Raw genomic sequence first — 17533 nt, forward strand, 5'->3', positions numbered from 1 at the left:
CGACTGCAAGGAGATGAAATGATGGAGGGGTGACTGTGCCCGATCAGATTGTCGTTCCGTTCGCTTCCGCTGCCGCCGCTACCGGTGCCGAGTTCGTCGAGACCCCGGTGGCCTATGACGCCCTGGTGCTCGCCAGCTTCGGTGGCCCAGAGGGGCAGGATGACGTCATTCCTTTCCTCCGTAATGTGACTCGGGGGCGCGGCATCCCGGATGAGCGACTGGAAGAGGTGGCCCATCACTATCGTCATTTCGGAGGAGTGAGCCCGATCAACGGGCAGAACCGTGAGCTGAAAGCTGCGCTTGAGGGCGAACTCGCCCGCCGCGGCATTGATCTGCCGGTGTACTGGGGCAACCGCAACTGGGGTCCGTTCCTCGACGAGGCGTTCACCGAGGCTGCAGCTGACGGCCACTGCACCCTTCTCGTTCTGGCAACCAGCGCCTACAGCTCGTGTTCCAGCGACCGCCAGTACCGCGAAGACATCGCGCAGGCGATCACCAAAGCAGGGCTTGAAGAACGCGTCACCGCCGACAAGGTGCGCCTCTACTTCGATCACCCCGGTTTCGTTGCGCCCTTCCAGGAGGGCGTGGACGCCGCAGTGAGGGACTTCCTCGCACAGGGCATCGCGGCAGCCGATATCCACGTGCTGTTTTCCACGCACTCGATTCCCACGGCGGATGCCGAGCGCTCAGGCCCCCGCGATGTGGACTGGGGACCAGGCGGCGCATATGAGGCACAGCACCGGGCGGTAGCTGAGCACATCATCGAGCAGCTTGCGGCGGTCACCGGCGGTACCACCGTGCCTTGGCAGCTGGTGTTCCAGTCGCGCTCCGGCCCGCCCACGCAGCCCTGGCTTGAGCCGGACATCAACGATGTGATCGCTGAGCTCCCTGCGGCCGGCGCGAAGGCGGTCGTCATCGTGCCGCTGGGCTTCGTCAGTGACCACATGGAAGTGCTGTGGGATCTCGACACCGAGGCGACGGAATCGGCCGCTGAAGCAGGTCTTCCCTCTGTGCGCACTCAGACCCCCGGTGTGCACCCGGCATTCGTCTCGGGTCTCATCGACCTCGTGATCGAGCGGATTGAGGGAACGCCAGCATCCGAGCGTCCGCATCTCACCGCTCTGGGGCCCTGGAACGACGTCTCCCGCCCCGGCGACTGCGAGAACGTGCGCCTCGGATTCAAGCCCGCAGCCGCAGGTATCGCGCCCTGACGTGCGCAGGCTCAGGACGCTTCTAGGATGGTGAGCATGCGCATCCACATCGCCACAGACCACGCGGGACTGGAATTCTCCACACAGTTGCAGGACCACCTGCGTACTCTCGGGCACGTGGTCATCGACCACGGCCCGATCGAGTACGACGCGGTCGATGACTACCCGGCGTTCTGCATCCGCGCCGCGCAGGCCGTCGTCGCTGATCAGACGGCCGGCGTCGAGGCGCTCGGGGTTGTGTTCGGCGGCTCTGGCAACGGTGAGCAGATTGCGGCGAACAAGGTTCAGGGCATCCGCGCGGCACTCGTCTGGAACCTGTCGACTGCTGAACTCGCTCGCGAGCACAACGACGCCAACGTGATCTCCATCGGAGCGCGTCAGCACACATTCGAAGAGGTCGTCTCCTTCATCGAGCGCTTCATCGGCACTCCGTTCTCTGACGAAGAGCGTCACGTGCGACGCATCGGTCAGATCGCAGACTTCGAGCGCGACGGCTCGCTGCTTCCGGACCCGCGCGCCTGAGATGCCCGAGGGACATTCCGTTCACCGGATCGCTCGACAGTTCGATCGCAACTTCATCGGCAAGACGCTGCACGCGTCGAGTCCGCAGGGACGCTTTCTGGAGGGGGCGGCCATGCTCGACGGCCGTGAAGCGGTGAGCGTGAAGGCGGTCGGCAAGCAGATGTTCTTCGAGGTCGAGGGGGATCTCTGGCTGCGCGTGCATCTCGGGCTGTACGGCGCCTGGGACTTCGCCGGTGAGATCATGCTCGATCCGACGATCGCCTCCGCGAACGGCCGGATGGGGCAGACGAACCAGCGCGGCACGGATCTTGATGCGCTGGATGGCGCGCCGATCTTGGACAGTGCCGGCGAGAACTCACTTGCATCGATCGGGGCGCCTCGGCGCACGCGCGTGCATGTTCGCATGTCCGAGCAGACCAAGGGTCTGGCGGACACAGATATGGACTGGCCGCCGCCAGTTGTCGGGCAGGTACGGCTCCGGTTAATGACCGACATCACCGCGGCCGACCTTCGTGGCCCTACCGCCTGCGCATTGCAGACGCCCGACGAGATGCTGGCGTCGGTGGCGAAGCTGGGTCCGGACCCTCTTGTCGGCGATCCTGCCGAGAACGAAGAGCGTTTCGTGCGCACCGTACGCAAGAAGGGCACGGCGATCGCTCTGCTGCTGATGGATCAGTCTGTCGTCAGCGGGATCGGCAATGTGTACCGCGCGGAGATGCTGTACCGCGCGCGGCTGAACCCGCACACACCGGGCAAGATTGTGCCGGAGCAGCTGGTTCGCGAACTCTGGCACGATTGGGCGAGGCTGTTGCCTGTGGGTGTGGAGACCGGGCAGATGATGACGATGGACGACCTGTCGCCGGAGGGCTACCGTGCGGCGATGGCCAGCCGAGACGACAGACACTGGGTGTACCACCGTGCGGGTCTACCTTGTCGTACCTGCGGCACGGAGATCGCGCTCGAAGTGATCGGTGCGCGCAAGCTCTATTGGTGTCCGAAGTGCCAGGCCTGAACGACTTTTCGGTCTTAGGCTGAGGGTATGCGCCAGAATCCGAGTTTCGCGATGACCGATGTCACTGAGTTGCGTCGTGTCATCTCGGCCAATCCATGGACGACCGTGGTGGGGCGCGATGCCGACGGTATGACGGCATCGCACTACGCGGTCCTGCTCGACCCCGATCGGGATGATCTCACCGTCGTTGGCCATGTCGGCCGTCCTGATGACCTCGTCCTCGGACTGGGGGAGCAGGAGCTCCTGCTCGTGTTCCAAGGGCCGCATGGTTACGTCTCGCCGAACTGGTACGGGGATGTTCAAGCGGTTCCGACCTGGAACTATGTCTCGGTACACCTTTCAGGGGTGCCCGAGGTTCTTGAGACTGCAGAGAACCTGCGGGTGCTGGAGCACTTGGTCGATCATTTCGAGAGCCGCTTCCCCTCACCTCGGGGGATGTGGAAGTTGCCCAACGATGAGACGTTTGTGCGGCGGCTTGAATCAGGAACGGTCGGTTTCCGGTTGACACCGACGCGAATCGTGGCCAAGCGCAAGCTCAGTCAGAACAAGTCCGACGACGTCATTGAAAACGTCATTCTCGAGCTGACACGTGATGGCAAATACTCGAATCCTGCTCTCGCGGCAGAGATGCAGCGTGCCCACGACGCGAGGCTCAGTAAACGAGCATGATGGCCGTCGGTGACGCCGTCGCGATGATCCGCGAGGTGCGGATCGCGGGGCCAGGGCGAGAGTTCCTGATGGATGACGAGCCGGTTGACGTGCACGTGAGCGGTGGTCGAATCGTCGACATCGCACCCACCGGCGCCCTGAAGGCGGCTGGCGAGGTACTCGAGGGGCATGGCGCCTGGGTCGTTCCTGGTCTGTGGGACCACCACGTACACGCGCTGCAGTGGGCACTGGGGTCAGAGCGTGAACAGCTGGGTGCGACGGACTCCGCTGCGGAGGCTGCGGCGCGGATGGCATCAGTGGCGGCTCTCACTGACGGTCGGCGAGTCGGCACCGGATTTCGCGATGCGCTCTGGCCGGATGATCCTTCGCTCGAGGTGCTGGATGCCAGCACCGGAGATGTGCCGACCTATCTGATCAATGCCGATGTGCACAGCGTCTGGCTGAACTCCGCGGCGTTGCGTCGCGAGGGCTTCTCCGCGACGGACGGGATGCTGCGCGAGGACGACGCCTTCGAGATCTCCCGGCGCCTGAACGCGGTGGAGCCCCTCCATGGCGACCGTGCGGTCAAGCTCGCCGGCGGCGCGGCCGCTGCGCGTGGAGTCACCGGGATCGTCGACTTTGACATGGCATGGAACGCCGATGCGTGGGCGCGGCGCGTGGCGAGTGGCTTCGCATCCCAGCGGGTCGAGTTCGCGGTCTATCCGGCGGGGCTTGGTCGCGCGATCATGGCCGGTCTTCGCACCGGTGAGCCACTGCCAGGAACAGGCGGCCTGGTGCATGTCGGTTCGTTGAAGGTCATCACCGATGGGTCACTCGGTACGCGGACGGCGGCGTGCATGCATTCTTATCCGGGAGACGACGCAGACTTCGGCGTACTCAACGTCTCGCCCGATGATCTGATCGAGCTGCTGACCGCGGCGAGCGGAGCCGGCTTCGCCGCAGCGATTCACGCCATCGGAGATCGTGCGGTGTCATCCGCGTTGGATGCTGTCACCGTGACCGGCGCCACCGGCACGATTGAGCATGCACAACTGGTGCGGCACGTCGATATCGCACGGATCGTGCGGCTGGGACTCGCAGCGAGCGTGCAACCGCAACACGCTGTGGATGACCGTGATCTCGTGGACGGGTACTGGGCCGCGCAGACGTCCATCGGATACCCGATGGCATCGCTGCTGCGTGCAGGCGTCGATGTGCGCTTGGGGTCGGATGCTCCGGTCGCGCCGCTGGATCCATGGCAGGCGATTGCCGCAGCAGTGCAACGCACTGATGATGAGCGCGAGCCGTGGCATCCGGAGGAGCAGCTCACGATTGATGAGGCGCTGGCAGCGAGTGTGCGCAGCACGATGAGACCCGGGGAGATCGCCGATCTGGTGCTCTGCGGTGCGGATCCGCGGTTGGCTTCAGGCGGGACGCTGCGTCGTATGCCGGTGATGGCGACGCTGCGGGATGGTCGTCTGACGCACCTCGCTTGATTCGACTTCAACTTGAGGTTGAAAGTTCTTAGCGTAGGGATGTTCTAATGTCGGTGGTCCCCTGTTGAATGGGGATATGACCACTTCGGCGATGACGTCCCCAGCACTGAACGTGCTGCTGGACGACGTCGCGACGACATTGGGGTCGGTGGATCAGACGATCAATCAGATGATGGCCGTTAAGACTGCTCTGCTGGCGACAGCCGCGCGGATCGCGGATGACGAGCCCTTCGACTCGGTCGACTCCCGCGAGATGTCGCACCGCGCCGTGGCGACAGAACTCGCCGCGGTGCTTCGGATCAGCGACCGTGCAGTGGAAGCGCAGATGGGCGACGCCGCGCTGCTGGTGAACGCCTTCCCGGCGACGGCAGCGGCATTCGGCGCAGGTCGCATCTCATACGCGCACATGCGGATCATTCTCGCAGCGGGCCAGCCGATCGAGACTGCGGAGGGGCGTGCGCGTTTCGAGAAGATCGTTCTGCCGCGTGCTGAGTCTGAGTCTCCCAACAGGTTGCGCCCCTTCGCGAAGCAGGCGGCCGAGCGGCTGCGGGAGGTCTCTTTCACCGAGCGCCACAGTGAGGCGCGTGAGCGGCGTGGCGTGTGGGTGCGCGAGGCTGACGACGGCATGGCCGAACTCGTGCAGTTCGGACCGAGTGCGTTGATTCATGCCGAGCATGACCGATTGACGCAGATGGCGTTCGCGCAGAAGACCGAGAACAAGCGGATCGCGAAGGAGTCCAAGAATGATGACTTCGCCGATGAACGGATGATGGCGCAGTTACGCTGCGACATTCTCAGCGATCTGATCCTCACCGGTGTTCCGAAGGGACACACCACCACCGACGGCCTGCTGGGAGAGATCCAGGCGCACATCGACATCACAGTGCCAGCGTTGAGCCTGACCGACCCGGATGCGTTGGCGGCGCCCGGTCATCTCGAAGGCATCGGGCCGATCGATCCGGAAACGGCGCGGATTCTGGTCGGACAGACGCCGGGATTCGACCGGGTGTTTACCGACCCAGTTTCGGGGACGGTGGTCGCGGTGGACCGCTACCGACCCTCCGCCGAGATGCGACGGTATTTGCGAGCGAGGGACCGACGGTGCCGTTTTCCCGGATGCCGCATGCTCGCCCGGCTGTGCGACGGCGATCACACCATCGATCATGCTCTGGGCGGACCGACAGCACTGTCGAATCTGGCAGATTTCTGTCGACGACATCATGTGACCAAGCACTGCACTCCGTGGAAGGTGCGACAACTCGGCGGTGGGCTACTCGAATGGACCAGTCCCACCGGCAGGACCTACGTCGACCGACCTCCCGGCGTCGCTACCCACGTCACGTTCGAGGACATCCAAGATCGAATGCCGGATCCGGATCCGGCGCCGTTCTGATCTGGCTCTTCCTCTTCAACGAAAATGGGGCACCAGGACGAATCCCGGTGCCCCATTTCTAGAGGAATGCTTACTCGGCGATGTGTGCGACGAGGAACCAACGGTCCTTCTCGAGGCCGCGCATGACCTCGATCGCGACATCTTGGCTGGTGAGGTCGATCTCGTCGAGGCCCTCGATGGCCGCCTTGGCGTCGACCAGAATCGCGTCGATGTCGGCGATCACGTTACGGATCAGCGCGCTCGACTGTGCAAAGCCAGCCGGCACCTCGGATGCGGAGCCCTTCGAAGCGACAGCGCTCACGCGTGCATCGATCGGCAAGCCCAGAGCGACGATGCGCTCTGCTGCGGTGTCAGCGAAGGCGCCTGCGTGAGCGACGATTGTGTCGAACAGTTCGTGTACGCCGACGAAGTTGGCGCCGCGGACGTGCCAGTGGGCCTGCTTCGTGTTGATGGTGAGAGCCTGCAGTCCAAGAACGACAGGGGACAGGAACTGCGCCGCAGCTGCGGCGACCGTCGGGTCGCTGGCTGTGGTGGAAATTGTCTGTGCCTTGCTCATTTTTGCTCCTCCAGAACGGATGTTTCGTGCCTGATAGATACAACGTTACTCAGCCTCAGACATTCCGCAAGCAAGCTGAGGCTCGGCTTATCGGGTCTAAATGCCGCGGAATCATGCGGAAGTGAGGGTAGTCTCACCTCATGAGCATCTCGTCATCAGCATCCGTACTCGCCCTCCAGAACAAGACCCCGAGAATCGCAGACGATACTTTCGTCGCAGACGGTGCCCGTATCGTCGGCGACGTCACTCTCGAGGCGGGTTCGAGCGTCTGGTACAACGCGGTGTTGCGGGGGGATTCCGCCGGAATCACTCTCGGACGAGGCAGCAATGTGCAGGACAACGTGTCGGTCCACGTCGACAGCGGGCATCCCGTCGTGATCGGCGAGAACGTCTCCATCGGTCACAATGCGGTCGTGCACGGCTGCACGATCGGCGACGGATCGCTCGTCGGCATGGGCGCGGTCATTCTGAGCGGCGCGGTGATCGGCAAGGGATGCCTGATCGCCGGGGGAGCAGTGATCCTCGGAGGCACGGAAGTCCCTGACGGTTCGATGGTCGCTGGTGTGCCCGCGAAGGTGCGGCGCGAGCTCAGCGACGAGGAGCGCGCGAGCCTCATCCAGAACGCTGAGACCTATCACTCGCATCTGAGGGTGCATCAGGACGCGGTTCCGCTCGGATAGAATCGTTCCGCTAGGGGCGGTGGCCAAGTTGGTTAAGGCAGCGGGCTCATAACCCGACGATTCGTGAGTTCAAGTCTCACCCGCCCTACAAAGATGCGTGCCAGCTTGGCGACTGTTGTAAGCCGATCACGCGCAGGAGGTTGAGCTTCTGCTCATCTTCCGATCCAGGTTCAGTCGTGTAGACGACGATCCGCAGATCTCCGCTGTCGGGAATGCTGAGGATGTCGCAGTCGACGGTGATGTCGCCGACGAGAGCCGAATGGACGACCTTGTGGCTGGAGTGCTGCTTGGCGACGTCCGCTCGAGCCCAGAGCTCAGCGAAGGAGTCGGAAGCTGCTCGCAACCGCTCGATGAGTCCGCGCAGCCGGAGGTCGTCAGGATAGCGGCCTGTCACGGCACGTAGATCTGCCACGATCGCGGCAAGGAACTTCTCTTCACCTCCATCGTGGGTGACCAAGACATCGTGGCTGACGAACACGCGCCAGACGAGATTCGCCTCGTCGCCGGTGTGCAATGTCGGGTCTCCGAATAATGCTGCCCACAGCGGACTCGACCACAACAGATCCTGAGCGGCGCTGTAAATGGCCACTGGCAGGGAGCCGAGTCGCTCGACGATTCGCTGCACGCTGGGTCCGATGTGCATGGGGACGGAAGCGAGATTCGGGACGGCGGCACCGGCGAGGCGATACAGATGATCGCGTTCGTCGACTGTGAGCTGCAACGCCCTGGCCAGCGCCCCGAGCAACTGAGGGGAGGGATTGGTCGCGCGTCCCTGCTCCAACCGCACCAAGTAGTCGACGCTCACGCCGGCTGTGAGCGCGAGTTCTTCCCGACGCAGTCCCTTCGTCCGGCGATTCGAGCCATGAGGGAAACCGAGCTGCTCTGGGCTCACCCGGTCACGCCAGGCGCGCAGTACGGTCGCAAATTCTTCCACCCTTCCATCATGGGGCCGATTCGATCGCTGTGGGTGGCACTGCCAGACCCACTGTCAAGCGGGGCCTGGGTCATCACTCACATCGCTGTGAACCTGGACACATGACAACAACACTCATCACAGGAGCCAATCGAAGCCTTGGACTGGAGACCGCTCGACGGCTCGTCGAGGCGGGCCACACCGTCTACGCCGGGATGCGAGACCTGACCGCTGCTGCGGAGGCCGAACGCATCGGTGCGACCCCGATCGCACTGGATGTGACCGACCAGCACAGTGTCGATGCGGCGGCCGCAGCACTGCCCGCACTGGATGTGCTCGTCAACAATGCCGGCATCCTGGGGCGCAGCCTCGCGCTCGAGGATCTGAGCGCCGAAACCATGCGAGAGGTGATGGAGACGAATGTCATCGGCTTGGTGCGCGTGACGCAGGCATTCCTCCTGGCGCTACAGCGATCGCAGAACCCTGTCATCGTGAACGTCGCTTCCGGCGTCGGTTCTCCCCGGAAGCTCATGACTCCGGACGCGGATGAGTACCCGGTGAAGGCAGTTCCTTACGCCAGTTCTAAGGCTGCGGTGATTGCGCTGACGGTGCAGTACGCAAAATCTCTCCCTGCGTTCCGCGTCAATGCGAGCGACCCCGGGTACACGAGTACGGACTTCAATAATCACTCCGGTCACCAGAGCGTGACAGAGGGCACAGACGCCACAGTGATGCTCGCCCAGCTCGGCCTCGAGGGGCCTACAGGAGCGTTCTTCGACCGCTTGGGGCAGATCGAATACTGACCTCAGCCAGGTCGGCGCAACGGGTCGGTCACAGCGGACGCGCGGTCCGACCGCCTCACGACACCCGCAGAACGAGAGTGTATGCCGCTCCTGATAGATTCAAAGGAATAGATATCTGCACCCGAGAGGCACAAATGAATCTGTATAAGCCGACCGTTACCGCATCAATCGCACTGCTGGCGATTCTCGGACTAGGAATGGCCGGATGCTCAAGCTCTGCTGAGTCAACACCTAAAGACAGCGATGAGCAGTCACAAGAGGCGGATGTCGTCGAGGAAGCTCCTGAGCCGGTCGATCTCGTCGGGGAGTGGAAGCAGATGAATTCGAACAGTGCTGACAGCTTTCAGACAGCGACGATCACCGTGGACGTTATTGAGGTGTTCTGGAACGCGCCTGATTCGAAGTCCCTGTACTGGTCTGGGACCATCGAGGTTCCCGAGGATGGCTCAGAGACATTCTCCTGGGATTCCGTGAACGACACCACAAAGACCGACAGTGCATTGCTCGCCTCCGGTGACACCACAAAGACGTTCACATACGACGATGGCGAGATCTCATACGAGGTGACGGCGTTGGGCACAACGACGACAGTTCGCCTCGCGACCGAGTAGCAACGGGTCGGTTACAGCGGACGCGCGGTGACCGACTCTTTGCCGAGATCCTTGCGCGCGGTGCGCAGGCACTTGGTGCACAGCAGCTCTACCGTGCGCGGGTGGTCTTCGCCACAGGTGCAGTCGATCGTCACTCGCCACTTGGCGCGACGGCCGCATGGTGCGTACGCCGCTTCATCGCCGTGATCGCACTCGCATTCCTGAGGTGCGTCATCGTCCCAGCCGAGTGACAGGTCGGCGAAAGCCTGGTCGAAAGGGTCAGCACTGAGATCCGGTAGAACCGGAACCTGGGTCGGAGCTTCTTGTCGCATCACATCACGTTGCCGATATACGAGTACTTCACGAACACCTCGGCGGCGATGCCCGACTCTTCCAACATTCCTTGCGCGGCGCTCATCATATAGTTCGAGTCCCAGCCCATGTAGAGGAAGTTCTCGTCATCCAGTGCGTCCCACTGGCCCTTCCACGCCATCTCATTGTAAATCGGTCCGCCGTGTTTCGTGCAGTAAGCGATGGCAGCCGGGCGGTCATCGGTCCATGCACGGCGGAACACACGGTTGAACAGCGCGCGAACGTCTTTGGTTTCCCAATGCTCGCCGCGGTACTCGACATAGTCGAACTCGCGATCCCATCCGGCCGGCCAACCGCGTCGACGCACGGCATCCAGCACCGGTGTCAAGCCATCGTCGTCGATCTCGGGAAGGGTAGGGCGCGCCCAGATACGCAGCAGTTCTGCGCTGAGTCGCGCTGTGCGCTGCGAGATCGCGGCCGTGCCCCAGGCGGGCGTCTCAAAAAGTTGCTTCGTCGCCGCAACGGCGCTGCGTGCGTACGCATCTGTGAGCTTGTCCGGGTACGAAGCTCCGAAAACTCGCTCCGCGAGTGACTGCTCCAGCAGCGTCAGATTTCCGAGCGTCGGGGCCAATGTGCGGTGGCTGTTCTGCTCATCTTCGGAGTATTCGCTCCACGTTCGCGAACCATCGCCAGACCAGGCTTCGCCGGGGGCCACGGGAACGATGTGCTCCACATCGAATGCTGAGGTGTCATCGACGCCTTCGAGTCGCCCCAGTACGTACGCGGCGTGGGGGAGCTCGATATACTTCAGGACAGCACTGACCCGTTCATCTGACGGCGTGATCCGTGCAAAGGCGCGCATGAGCGCATCACGACCCGCTGTGCGTGCGCGACAGAGTCGGGCGATAAGTCGCTCTGTCGGCAGGTTCACCAGTGCACGCCGCAAGTACAGCGCCTGGGTCCACTCCAACGTCTCCAGCAGTTCGTTTCGGCTGATGAGGCCGCGGGCATGCTCGCTGTAGGCGGTCATCGCCAGGGGATAGGCTGCTTTGCCGAAGGTGTTGATGTGTTCGAGCTGACGGCGCAGCTCCGCGTCCTTCTCCAGAGTCGGATCCAACAGGATGCCGTAGATCTCGGCGTAGTGCCGCCAGGTCTCGGCATCCGCCTGAAGACGCTCGACGTTCACGCGAGGGAACGAGTGACGGAACGCGCTGTACACGCCGTGCTCGCCATTCGCGGCGACCTCGCGACCGGTCGTCATCACCAGGTAGTGTCGCCAGAACGCGCCAATCGCCTCGCCCGTGTGGCGTTCGATCGGCAACCAGAAGCGCTCCTCCACATCGAGTTGCTCGGCATGGCTGAGCCCCATCAGGATGTAGTTGTGGATCAGCTCGTGATCACGCAGAGGCTCGCCAGTGGAGTTCAGGCTCTCGAATATCTGCTGCGCATTGGCATTCGCGCTCAGAGTGATCGAGACATGCTCGATCTTCTGCAGTCCGCGCCAGATTCTCGGTGCCTCGTCGGCGTGCACTTGACTGCGAAAGAACGCGTAGTTGTCATCGAAGCGAGACTCGCGTTCCTCGTCGCCGCGACGATCGAGGATGACCGATTCGTAGTACTCGGCCCAGGCATGGTGCGGACGCAGCTTGGTGCGCGAGGTGTCGTCAGCGCGAACCAGCACACGCTCAAGTTCAGCTGCCATCGTCGGGTCGGCATCGCGGACAGCATGATGCAAGGCCGCGACCAGGAGCATCAACGTCGTGATGCGCTGTTGGCCGTCGATGAGGATCAGATCTGTCTCGGAGGCATCCTGAGCCGAGAGGATCGAACCGATGAAGTGGCGGTGCGTGTCGTCCTCATGAGCGACAGCGCGGATATCAGCAAGCAGACGCTCGCATCCGCCGATATCCCAGCGATACTGGCGCTGATAGACCGGAACGACGATTGTCGTCGCTGGGGCGGAAAGCCACTCGATCGTATTGACGGCGGTCGCTTCGACATTTGTGGCAGTTGCCATGTTCTTCGCTCTTGCTCCTCACAGCGGCGGGTACCTGCGATCCACCGCCATCGAGTCTAGCCGTCGCTGATTTTCTCCGGTTGCGTTCCGTGGAGTGCTCAGCCTCCGCTGTTAGGCTTGCCTTATCAGGGCCTGTTAAAACGTGCTGGCCCCCGATGAAAGGACATGACCTAATCATGGGATATATCAAATCAGCAGCCCTTGAAGAAAAGGGCTTCGTCGTCCTCGACGGCTACAACCAGGAGCTCGACCCTAAAGAGTGGTTGGACATCGAGTACAACGACTGGAAGTCCTCGGGCGACACTCGCTTTGCTCCGTTGGCGAGCGCCAAGGGCGAAATCGAGTGCAACGGCTTCTGGAACCACAAGCCGCCGCGCACTGACAAGGACGGCGTTTGGATCGACTCACAGGTCGCCAAGGCACCGAACCTCACCCGCCGCGCACAGGAACCTGGTGCCAACGTCGGCCGTTGCCGCGTGATCGAGCTGCAGCCCACTCCTTATGGTGACTGCCTCTACAACCTCCACCAGGACGACAACAACCGCCTGAACCCGGATGGTACTGGCTGGGTGGTGCGAGGATTCTTCAACCTCAGCGATGACAAGGACAGCTTCTTCGTCCTGCGTGAGAACCGCACAGACCCTGCTGGTGAGGTGCGCCTTGCACTTCCGGCCGGCGCGCAGCTCATCGTCGACACGCAGCGTCTCTGGCACGCCGCGACCCACACGGGCTCCGAGCCGCGCTACAACCTCATCACGTCGTGGACGTCGGGTCCGGAGCTCGACGCCTACATCGAGAAGTACCACGGTACTGACGATGTTGAGAACTACCACGTCCCGCAGGAGGTTCTTGAGGCTGGCTATGCAGAGCAGGCTCGTAAGGATGCCGCCCGTGACGCGTACTACGCGGCTAAAGGCCAGCAGGCCAAGCTGGCGATGAGCGAGGCGTAAACCTCCGCTCGTTGCGCCTCACTACGCATGATTTGGAAGCCCCGGTCGGATGACCGGGGCTTCCGTCATAATCACACGCTTGTGATTTCCGTTGGACTGGGCGATAATCGCCATATAACCGCATATTCTCGCCACACTTCGTTGGCTCAGGTCGTTGGGGAAGACGCACCTGAAGAAACGGAGAGATCATGGCGACGGCATACGCTCGCGGAGTGGTGTACATCCACTCTGCACCTCGCGCGCTCTGCCCGCACCTTGAATGGGCGGTAGGTCGCGCTATTGGTCGCGCGGTGAACTTCGATTGGGCTGATCAGCCCGTGCTCGAAGGGTCTCGTCGTGCCGAGTTCTACTGGGATGGCCCGGTCGGTACAGGCGCCACTCTCGCGACCGCGATCCGCGGTTGGGAGCACCTGCGGTTCGAGGTTTCTGAAGACCCCACGCCGCGCAGTGACGGTGGCCGTTGGCTGCACACGCCAGATCTCGGCATCCATTACGCGCAGACGGACGCTGCCGGCAACATCGTCATCGGTGAGGATCGCATCCGCTACGCGATGGAGATCGCCGCAGGCAGCGCAGTGGAGCTTCAGCGCGAACTCGATGTCGCACTCGGCTCGGCATGGGACGTGGAACTCGAGCCCTTCCGTCACGCCAGTGATGACGCCAGCGTCGTCTGGCTGCACAAGGTCGGCTGATCGTCTCGGCCGCGCATGGACCCGGGCGTCGGGAGGCGTCAGTATCGGATGCCGGTGAGTGATCCCGGACTCTGAGAACGCGAATCCCGCCCCGTACGACGAAGGCCTCGCCCCGAGAGAATCGGGGACGAGGCCTTCGACATGAGATCAGCCCTCGTAGTCGGCAAACGCGACGACGGCGTTGTGGCCGCCGAAGCCGAAGGAGTTGCTGATAGCTAGCTGCGGGCCGTCGCCGAGAGGCTGCGGGTCACCGGAGACGAGCAGAGGGATCTCAGGATCCTGGGTGGTGAGGTTGATTGTCGGGGGAGCGACGCGGTTCTTGATGGCCAGGATCGTGAAGATCGCCTCGAGCGCCCCGGTGCCGCCGAGCAGGTGGCCGGTGGACGATTTGGTCGCCGACACAGGAATCTCATGAACGCGATCACCGATGACGCTCTTCAGCGCCGCGTACTCGTTCGGATCTCCGACCGGAGTCGAGGTGGCGTGCGCGTTGATGTGCGTGATGTCGTCAGGAGTGCGGCCAGCGGCATCCAGCGCGAGTTTGACCGCACGCGCAGCGCCCTCGGGAGCGTTCGCGGTGATGTGGTACGCGTCGGCCGTGACACCACCACCGACGAGTTCCGCGTAGATCTTCGCGCCGCGTGCCTTAGCGTGCTCTTCTGTTTCGAGGATGAGCACAGCAGCGCCCTCACCCATGACAAAGCCGTCGCGGTCCTCGGAATAGGGACGCGATGCGGTCGCCGGATCATCGTTGCGACGCGAGAGCGCCTGCATCGAGGCGAAGGATGCGATCGTGATCGGGTGGATGGCAGACTCCGTGCCTCCGGCGATCACGACGTCGGCGAGCCCTGACTGCAGGTGCTCGTAGGCGTTGACGAGAGATTCGGTGCTCGACGCGCACGCCGAGGCGACGGTGCGGGCGAAGGCGCGAGCGGTGAAGTGAAGTGAAAGGTTGCCGGCTGCAGAGTTCGGCATGAGCATCGGCACCGTCATGGGCATGACGCGACGCGGGCCCTTCTCACGAAGGGTGTCCCATGCATCCAGCAGAGTCCACACGCCGCCGATACCAGTGGCGAAGTCGACGCCGAGCCGCTCGGGATCGACGTCGGGGGAGCCTGCGTCTGCCCAGGCTTCCATCGCCGCGATCAATGCGAACTGCGAGGAAGGGTCAAGGCGCTTGGCCACAGGCCGCGCCAGCACTTCTTCGGGGCGAACCATCGCCTCAGCTGCGAAGGTGACAGGCAGCTCCAACTCGGCAACCCACTCGTGTTCCAAGGATTTTCCGCCGGACATACCAGCGAGCAGATTGGTCCAGTTGTCTGGGGCCGTTCCGCCGATGGCTGAGCTGGCGCCGATACCGGTGACGACGATGCGCTTGGTCATTGCGTGGGGTTCCTTGTCGAACGGGTAGTTCTCGAGTGAAGGGAAAGCAGAGGATGCCACACCCCGCACACGACGGGGGGTGGCATCCATCAGGTGTTACGCCTGGCCAGCGACGATGAAGTTGACGGCGTCGCCGACGGTCTTGAGGTTCTTGACCTCGTCGTCGGGGATCGTGACGCCGAACTTCTCTTCTGCGTTGACGACGATCGTCATCATCGAGATCGAGTCGATGTCGAGGTCATCGGTGAAGGACTTCGCGAGTGCGACCTCGGATGCTTCGATGCCGGTCTCATCGGTGACGAGCTCGGCGAGGCCTGCGAGGACCTCATCGTTGGTGAAAGCCATGTGGTTTTCCTCTTTCTTGCGGGTTGTAATCGGAACCGTTGAATAGTTTAGGCAACGGTAGAGGTAGATCAGGGAAGGACGACGACCTGTGCCGCGAAAACGAGTCCGGCACCGAAGCCGATCTGAAGCGCGAGACCGCCCGAAAGCTCGGGGTGCTCAGCCATCAAACGGTGACTTGCCAGGGGGATTGATGCCGCTGACGTGTTGCCTGTGGTCTCGATGTCGCGAGCGATCACCGTGGTCTCAGGAAGCTTCAGCTGCTTTGCGAACTCGTCGATGATGCGCATGTTCGCCTGGTGTGGGATGAAGGCGGCGAGGTCGGATGCCTCAATGCCGGCAGCCTCGAGCGCTCGACGGGCGACCTTTGCCATGTCCCAGACAGCCCAACGGAACACCGTAGGACCTTCCTGACGCAGGGTCGGCCACTCAACTTCGCCATCACGGAACTGGGTCAGGGTGCCGTTCATACCGACGGCGTCTGACTTTGAGCCATCCGAACCCCATACGGCAGGTGCGATGCCGGGCGTGTCGCTCGGGCCGATCAGCGCGGCGCCTGCGCCGTCACCGAGAAGGAAGGAGATACTGCGGTCAGTGGGATCGACGACATCGGAAAGCTTCTCCGTGCCGATCACGAGCGCGTAGCGGGCAGCGCCGGCGCGGATGAGGGCATCGGCCTGCGCGATCGCGTAGGCGTAGCCAGCACACGCTGCGTTGACGTCGTACGCCGCGGCTGGGTTAGCGCCGACGCGGTCTGCGACGATCGCTGACACCGAGGGCGTCTGCTTCGGGTTGCTGATGGTGGCGACGATGACGAGGTCGACATCGGATGCCGCAACCCCTGACTTCTCAATCGCTTCAGCGCCGGCGAGGGATGCGAGGTCGATCGCACTGGTACCCTTGTTGGCCCTCGTTCGCGTGATGATGCCCGTACGCTGACGGATCCACTCATCGCTGGAGTCGATCGGACCGATCAGGTCTTCGTTCGGCACGAAGTTCTCACCGCGAGCTGCGCCGTAGGCGAGGATGCGGGTGTACTGCGGGCCTGTGGCCTGCTTCAACGTAGCGGTCATGCGGCTGCTCCAATCAGCAGCTCAGCCGCTGCATCGAGATCTTCGGGTGTTTTGACGGCGACGGTCGGCGTGCCGCGCAGTCCTCGTTTTGCGAGGCCGGTCAGTGCCCCGGCCGGAGCCAGCTCGACCAGGCCGGTGATGCCGCCGTCGGCGAACGACGACATGCACAGATCCCAGCGCACGGGAGATGAGACCTGATTGACGATGAGTTCGAGTGCCTTCGCGCCGGACGTCACAATCGAGCCGTCCTTGTTGGTCCACAGCGTGATGGTCGGATCTGCCGGTGCGAGTGCGGCGACCGTAGCTTGGAGGGTGGCGACTGCCGGCGCCATGTATGCGGTGTGGAACGCGCCCGCGACCTGGAGCGGGATGACTCGGGTGCCCTTCAGTGGCTGCTCTGCCAGTTCGGCGAGTGCGGGAAGCGATCCGGCGACGACGATCTGGCCGCCTCCGTTGAAGTTCGCGGGGGAGAGGTCGATTTCGGCGAGGCGGGCGAGCAGCGCCTGCTCATCACCGCCCAGCACAGCGCTCATTCCGGTCGGCGTCATTGCTGCGGCATCGGCCATCGCGCGGCCGCGCACACCAACCAGGCGCATCGCGTCTTCGGCCGTGAGGATGCCAGCTCCCACGAGGGCGGTGAGCTCTCCGACCGAGTGTCCGGCGATACCGTCCGGGCGGCGCACAGAGCGCCGCTCCAGTTCCTGCGCGGCGATGAGGGAAGCGGCGACGATGAGTGGCTGCGCGATACGGGTGTCACGGATCGTGTCGGCATCCGACTTCGTGCCGTGGAGGACGAGATCAACCTCAGCGGCCTCGGAATAAATGGCAAGGGTGTCCGCGACACCATCCAGCTCGAGCCAAGGGGCAAGGAAGCCGGGGGTCTGTGAGCCCTGTCCAGGGCAAGCGACGACAATCACCTACCCAGTCTGCCAACGATCCG

General features: G+C 63.1%; 19 protein-coding genes and 1 tRNA gene. 12 read left to right on the plus strand and 8 right to left on the minus strand.

The window, feature by feature from the left end:
• The first annotated feature begins 29 nt into the window (after positions 1 to 29).
• The 6 genes from ACSU04_RS01250 (at position 30) to ACSU04_RS01275 (ending at position 6282) form a co-directional block, all read left to right on the plus strand.
• Positions 30 to 1211: a ferrochelatase gene (locus tag ACSU04_RS01250; RefSeq protein WP_439288177.1), complete on the plus strand. Its 1182-nt coding sequence runs from the start codon at positions 30 to 32 to the stop codon at positions 1209 to 1211.
• 36 nt (positions 1212 to 1247) lie between these two features.
• The gene (locus ACSU04_RS01255; RefSeq protein ID WP_439278074.1) at positions 1248 to 1733 is read left to right on the plus strand and encodes a ribose-5-phosphate isomerase; all 486 of its coding nucleotides are present in this window, start codon (positions 1248 to 1250) and stop codon (positions 1731 to 1733) included.
• Position 1734: 1 nt separating this feature from the next.
• Positions 1735 to 2745 carry an Fpg/Nei family DNA glycosylase gene (locus ACSU04_RS01260; protein WP_439288178.1) on the plus strand — a complete coding sequence of 337 codons (1011 nt, stop codon included), beginning with the start codon at positions 1735 to 1737 and terminating at the stop codon, positions 2743 to 2745.
• Positions 2746 to 2772: 27 nt separating this feature from the next.
• Entirely contained in the window at positions 2773 to 3414 is a 642-nt protein-coding gene (locus tag ACSU04_RS01265) for an FMN-binding negative transcriptional regulator (protein ID WP_439288179.1), read from the plus strand.
• Positions 3411 to 4889, plus strand: coding sequence for an amidohydrolase (locus ACSU04_RS01270; RefSeq protein WP_439288180.1), 1479 nt, complete (start codon positions 3411 to 3413; stop codon positions 4887 to 4889). The genes ACSU04_RS01265 and ACSU04_RS01270 overlap by 4 nt, the downstream gene beginning before the upstream one ends.
• A 76-nt stretch (positions 4890 to 4965) precedes the next feature.
• Positions 4966 to 6282 carry a DUF222 domain-containing protein gene (locus ACSU04_RS01275; protein WP_439288181.1) on the plus strand — a complete coding sequence of 439 codons (1317 nt, stop codon included), beginning with the start codon at positions 4966 to 4968 and terminating at the stop codon, positions 6280 to 6282.
• 70 nt (positions 6283 to 6352) lie between these two features.
• Here ACSU04_RS01275 and ACSU04_RS01280 read toward each other — a convergent pair whose 3' ends face one another.
• On the minus strand, positions 6353 to 6838 hold the full coding sequence (locus ACSU04_RS01280) for a Dps family protein (RefSeq protein ID WP_439288182.1): 486 nt from the start codon (positions 6836 to 6838) through the stop codon (positions 6353 to 6355).
• Positions 6839 to 6978: 140 nt separating this feature from the next.
• On the opposite strand from ACSU04_RS01280, the gene ACSU04_RS01285 reads away from it, so the two are divergent.
• On the plus strand, positions 6979 to 7518 hold the full coding sequence (locus ACSU04_RS01285; protein WP_439278080.1) for a gamma carbonic anhydrase family protein: 540 nt from the start codon (positions 6979 to 6981) through the stop codon (positions 7516 to 7518).
• A 13-nt stretch (positions 7519 to 7531) separates the two neighbouring features.
• Positions 7532 to 7606, plus strand: a tRNA-Ile gene (locus tag ACSU04_RS01290).
• Here ACSU04_RS01290 and ACSU04_RS01295 read toward each other — a convergent pair.
• Positions 7604 to 8452, minus strand: a complete 849-nt coding sequence (locus tag ACSU04_RS01295) for a helix-turn-helix domain-containing protein (RefSeq protein WP_439278081.1) — start codon at positions 8450 to 8452, stop codon at positions 7604 to 7606. The two genes, ACSU04_RS01290 and ACSU04_RS01295, sit on opposite strands and share 3 nt — an antisense overlap.
• Positions 8453 to 8553: 101 nt before the next feature.
• Between ACSU04_RS01295 and ACSU04_RS01300 the strand changes: the two genes are divergently transcribed.
• Positions 8554 to 9234, plus strand: a complete 681-nt coding sequence (locus ACSU04_RS01300; RefSeq protein ID WP_439288183.1) for an SDR family NAD(P)-dependent oxidoreductase — start codon at positions 8554 to 8556, stop codon at positions 9232 to 9234.
• A 134-nt stretch (positions 9235 to 9368) separates the two neighbouring features.
• Positions 9369 to 9845, plus strand: a complete 477-nt coding sequence (locus ACSU04_RS01305) for a hypothetical protein (protein ID WP_439288184.1) — start codon at positions 9369 to 9371, stop codon at positions 9843 to 9845.
• Between the two features lie 11 nt (positions 9846 to 9856).
• Here the strand turns inward: ACSU04_RS01305 and ACSU04_RS01310 are convergent, their stop codons facing one another.
• Together ACSU04_RS01310 and ACSU04_RS01315 are read right to left on the minus strand one after the other, a co-directional pair.
• The gene (locus ACSU04_RS01310; RefSeq protein WP_439278083.1) at positions 9857 to 10156 is read right to left on the minus strand and encodes a hypothetical protein; all 300 of its coding nucleotides are present in this window, start codon (positions 10154 to 10156) and stop codon (positions 9857 to 9859) included.
• Positions 10156 to 12153 carry a DUF262 domain-containing protein gene (locus ACSU04_RS01315; protein ID WP_439288185.1) on the minus strand — a complete coding sequence of 666 codons (1998 nt, stop codon included), beginning with the start codon at positions 12151 to 12153 and terminating at the stop codon, positions 10156 to 10158. Before ACSU04_RS01315 ends, ACSU04_RS01310 begins: the two co-directional genes overlap by 1 nt.
• 176 nt (positions 12154 to 12329) lie before the next feature.
• Between ACSU04_RS01315 and ACSU04_RS01320 the strand changes: the two genes are divergently transcribed.
• Positions 12330 to 13103, plus strand: a complete 774-nt coding sequence (locus tag ACSU04_RS01320) for a hypothetical protein (RefSeq protein ID WP_439288186.1) — start codon at positions 12330 to 12332, stop codon at positions 13101 to 13103.
• 188 nt (positions 13104 to 13291) lie between these two features.
• Positions 13292 to 13795: a DUF3145 domain-containing protein gene (locus ACSU04_RS01325; RefSeq protein WP_439278086.1), complete on the plus strand. Its 504-nt coding sequence runs from the start codon at positions 13292 to 13294 to the stop codon at positions 13793 to 13795.
• Between the two features lie 147 nt (positions 13796 to 13942).
• On the opposite strand, the gene ACSU04_RS01330 is transcribed toward ACSU04_RS01325, so the two are convergent.
• The 4 genes from ACSU04_RS01330 to ACSU04_RS01345 all read right to left on the minus strand — a co-directional run bounded on the left by ACSU04_RS01330 (position 13943) and on the right by ACSU04_RS01345 (position 17510).
• Complete coding sequence (locus tag ACSU04_RS01330) at positions 13943 to 15178, minus strand: beta-ketoacyl-[acyl-carrier-protein] synthase family protein (protein ID WP_439278087.1); 1236 nt, start codon at positions 15176 to 15178, stop codon at positions 13943 to 13945.
• Between the two features lie 96 nt (positions 15179 to 15274).
• Positions 15275 to 15523, minus strand: coding sequence for an acyl carrier protein (locus tag ACSU04_RS01335; RefSeq protein ID WP_439278088.1), 249 nt, complete (start codon positions 15521 to 15523; stop codon positions 15275 to 15277).
• Positions 15524 to 15591: 68 nt separating this feature from the next.
• A complete protein-coding gene (locus ACSU04_RS01340) occupies positions 15592 to 16593 on the minus strand; it encodes a beta-ketoacyl-ACP synthase III (protein WP_439278089.1) in 1002 nt (333 codons plus the stop codon).
• Positions 16590 to 17510 carry an ACP S-malonyltransferase gene (locus ACSU04_RS01345; protein ID WP_439288187.1) on the minus strand — a complete coding sequence of 307 codons (921 nt, stop codon included), beginning with the start codon at positions 17508 to 17510 and terminating at the stop codon, positions 16590 to 16592. The genes ACSU04_RS01340 and ACSU04_RS01345 overlap by 4 nt, the downstream gene beginning before the upstream one ends.
• Positions 17511 to 17533: the final 23 nt, after the last annotated feature.

It is taken from the genome of Microbacterium sp. A84, from assembly GCF_051842815.1.
In the GTDB taxonomy this organism is placed as follows: domain Bacteria; phylum Actinomycetota; class Actinomycetes; order Actinomycetales; family Microbacteriaceae; genus Microbacterium.

What these genes read in the sequence shown, in the direction of transcription:
- ACSU04_RS01255 (WP_439278074.1), top strand. Translation starts at nt 1,248, where the DNA reads ATGCGCATCCACATCGCCACAGACCACGCGGGACTGGAATTCTCCACA.
- ACSU04_RS01260 (WP_439288178.1), top strand. Translation starts at nt 1,735, where the DNA reads ATGCCCGAGGGACATTCCGTTCACCGGATCGCTCGACAGTTCGATCGC.
- ACSU04_RS01265 (WP_439288179.1), top strand. Translation starts at nt 2,773, where the DNA reads ATGCGCCAGAATCCGAGTTTCGCGATGACCGATGTCACTGAGTTGCGT.
- ACSU04_RS01270 (WP_439288180.1), top strand. Translation starts at nt 3,411, where the DNA reads ATGATGGCCGTCGGTGACGCCGTCGCGATGATCCGCGAGGTGCGGATC.
- ACSU04_RS01275 (WP_439288181.1), top strand. Translation starts at nt 4,966, where the DNA reads ATGACCACTTCGGCGATGACGTCCCCAGCACTGAACGTGCTGCTGGAC.
- ACSU04_RS01280 (WP_439288182.1), bottom strand. Translation starts at nt 6,838, where the DNA reads ATGAGCAAGGCACAGACAATTTCCACCACAGCCAGCGACCCGACGGTC.
- ACSU04_RS01285 (WP_439278080.1), top strand. Translation starts at nt 6,979, where the DNA reads ATGAGCATCTCGTCATCAGCATCCGTACTCGCCCTCCAGAACAAGACC.
- ACSU04_RS01300 (WP_439288183.1), top strand. Translation starts at nt 8,554, where the DNA reads ATGACAACAACACTCATCACAGGAGCCAATCGAAGCCTTGGACTGGAG.
- ACSU04_RS01305 (WP_439288184.1), top strand. Translation starts at nt 9,369, where the DNA reads ATGAATCTGTATAAGCCGACCGTTACCGCATCAATCGCACTGCTGGCG.
- ACSU04_RS01310 (WP_439278083.1), bottom strand. Translation starts at nt 10,156, where the DNA reads ATGCGACAAGAAGCTCCGACCCAGGTTCCGGTTCTACCGGATCTCAGT.
- ACSU04_RS01315 (WP_439288185.1), bottom strand. Translation starts at nt 12,153, where the DNA reads ATGGCAACTGCCACAAATGTCGAAGCGACCGCCGTCAATACGATCGAG.
- ACSU04_RS01320 (WP_439288186.1), top strand. Translation starts at nt 12,330, where the DNA reads ATGGGATATATCAAATCAGCAGCCCTTGAAGAAAAGGGCTTCGTCGTC.
- ACSU04_RS01325 (WP_439278086.1), top strand. Translation starts at nt 13,292, where the DNA reads ATGGCGACGGCATACGCTCGCGGAGTGGTGTACATCCACTCTGCACCT.
- ACSU04_RS01330 (WP_439278087.1), bottom strand. Translation starts at nt 15,178, where the DNA reads ATGACCAAGCGCATCGTCGTCACCGGTATCGGCGCCAGCTCAGCCATC.
- ACSU04_RS01335 (WP_439278088.1), bottom strand. Translation starts at nt 15,523, where the DNA reads ATGGCTTTCACCAACGATGAGGTCCTCGCAGGCCTCGCCGAGCTCGTC.
- ACSU04_RS01340 (WP_439278089.1), bottom strand. Translation starts at nt 16,593, where the DNA reads ATGACCGCTACGTTGAAGCAGGCCACAGGCCCGCAGTACACCCGCATC.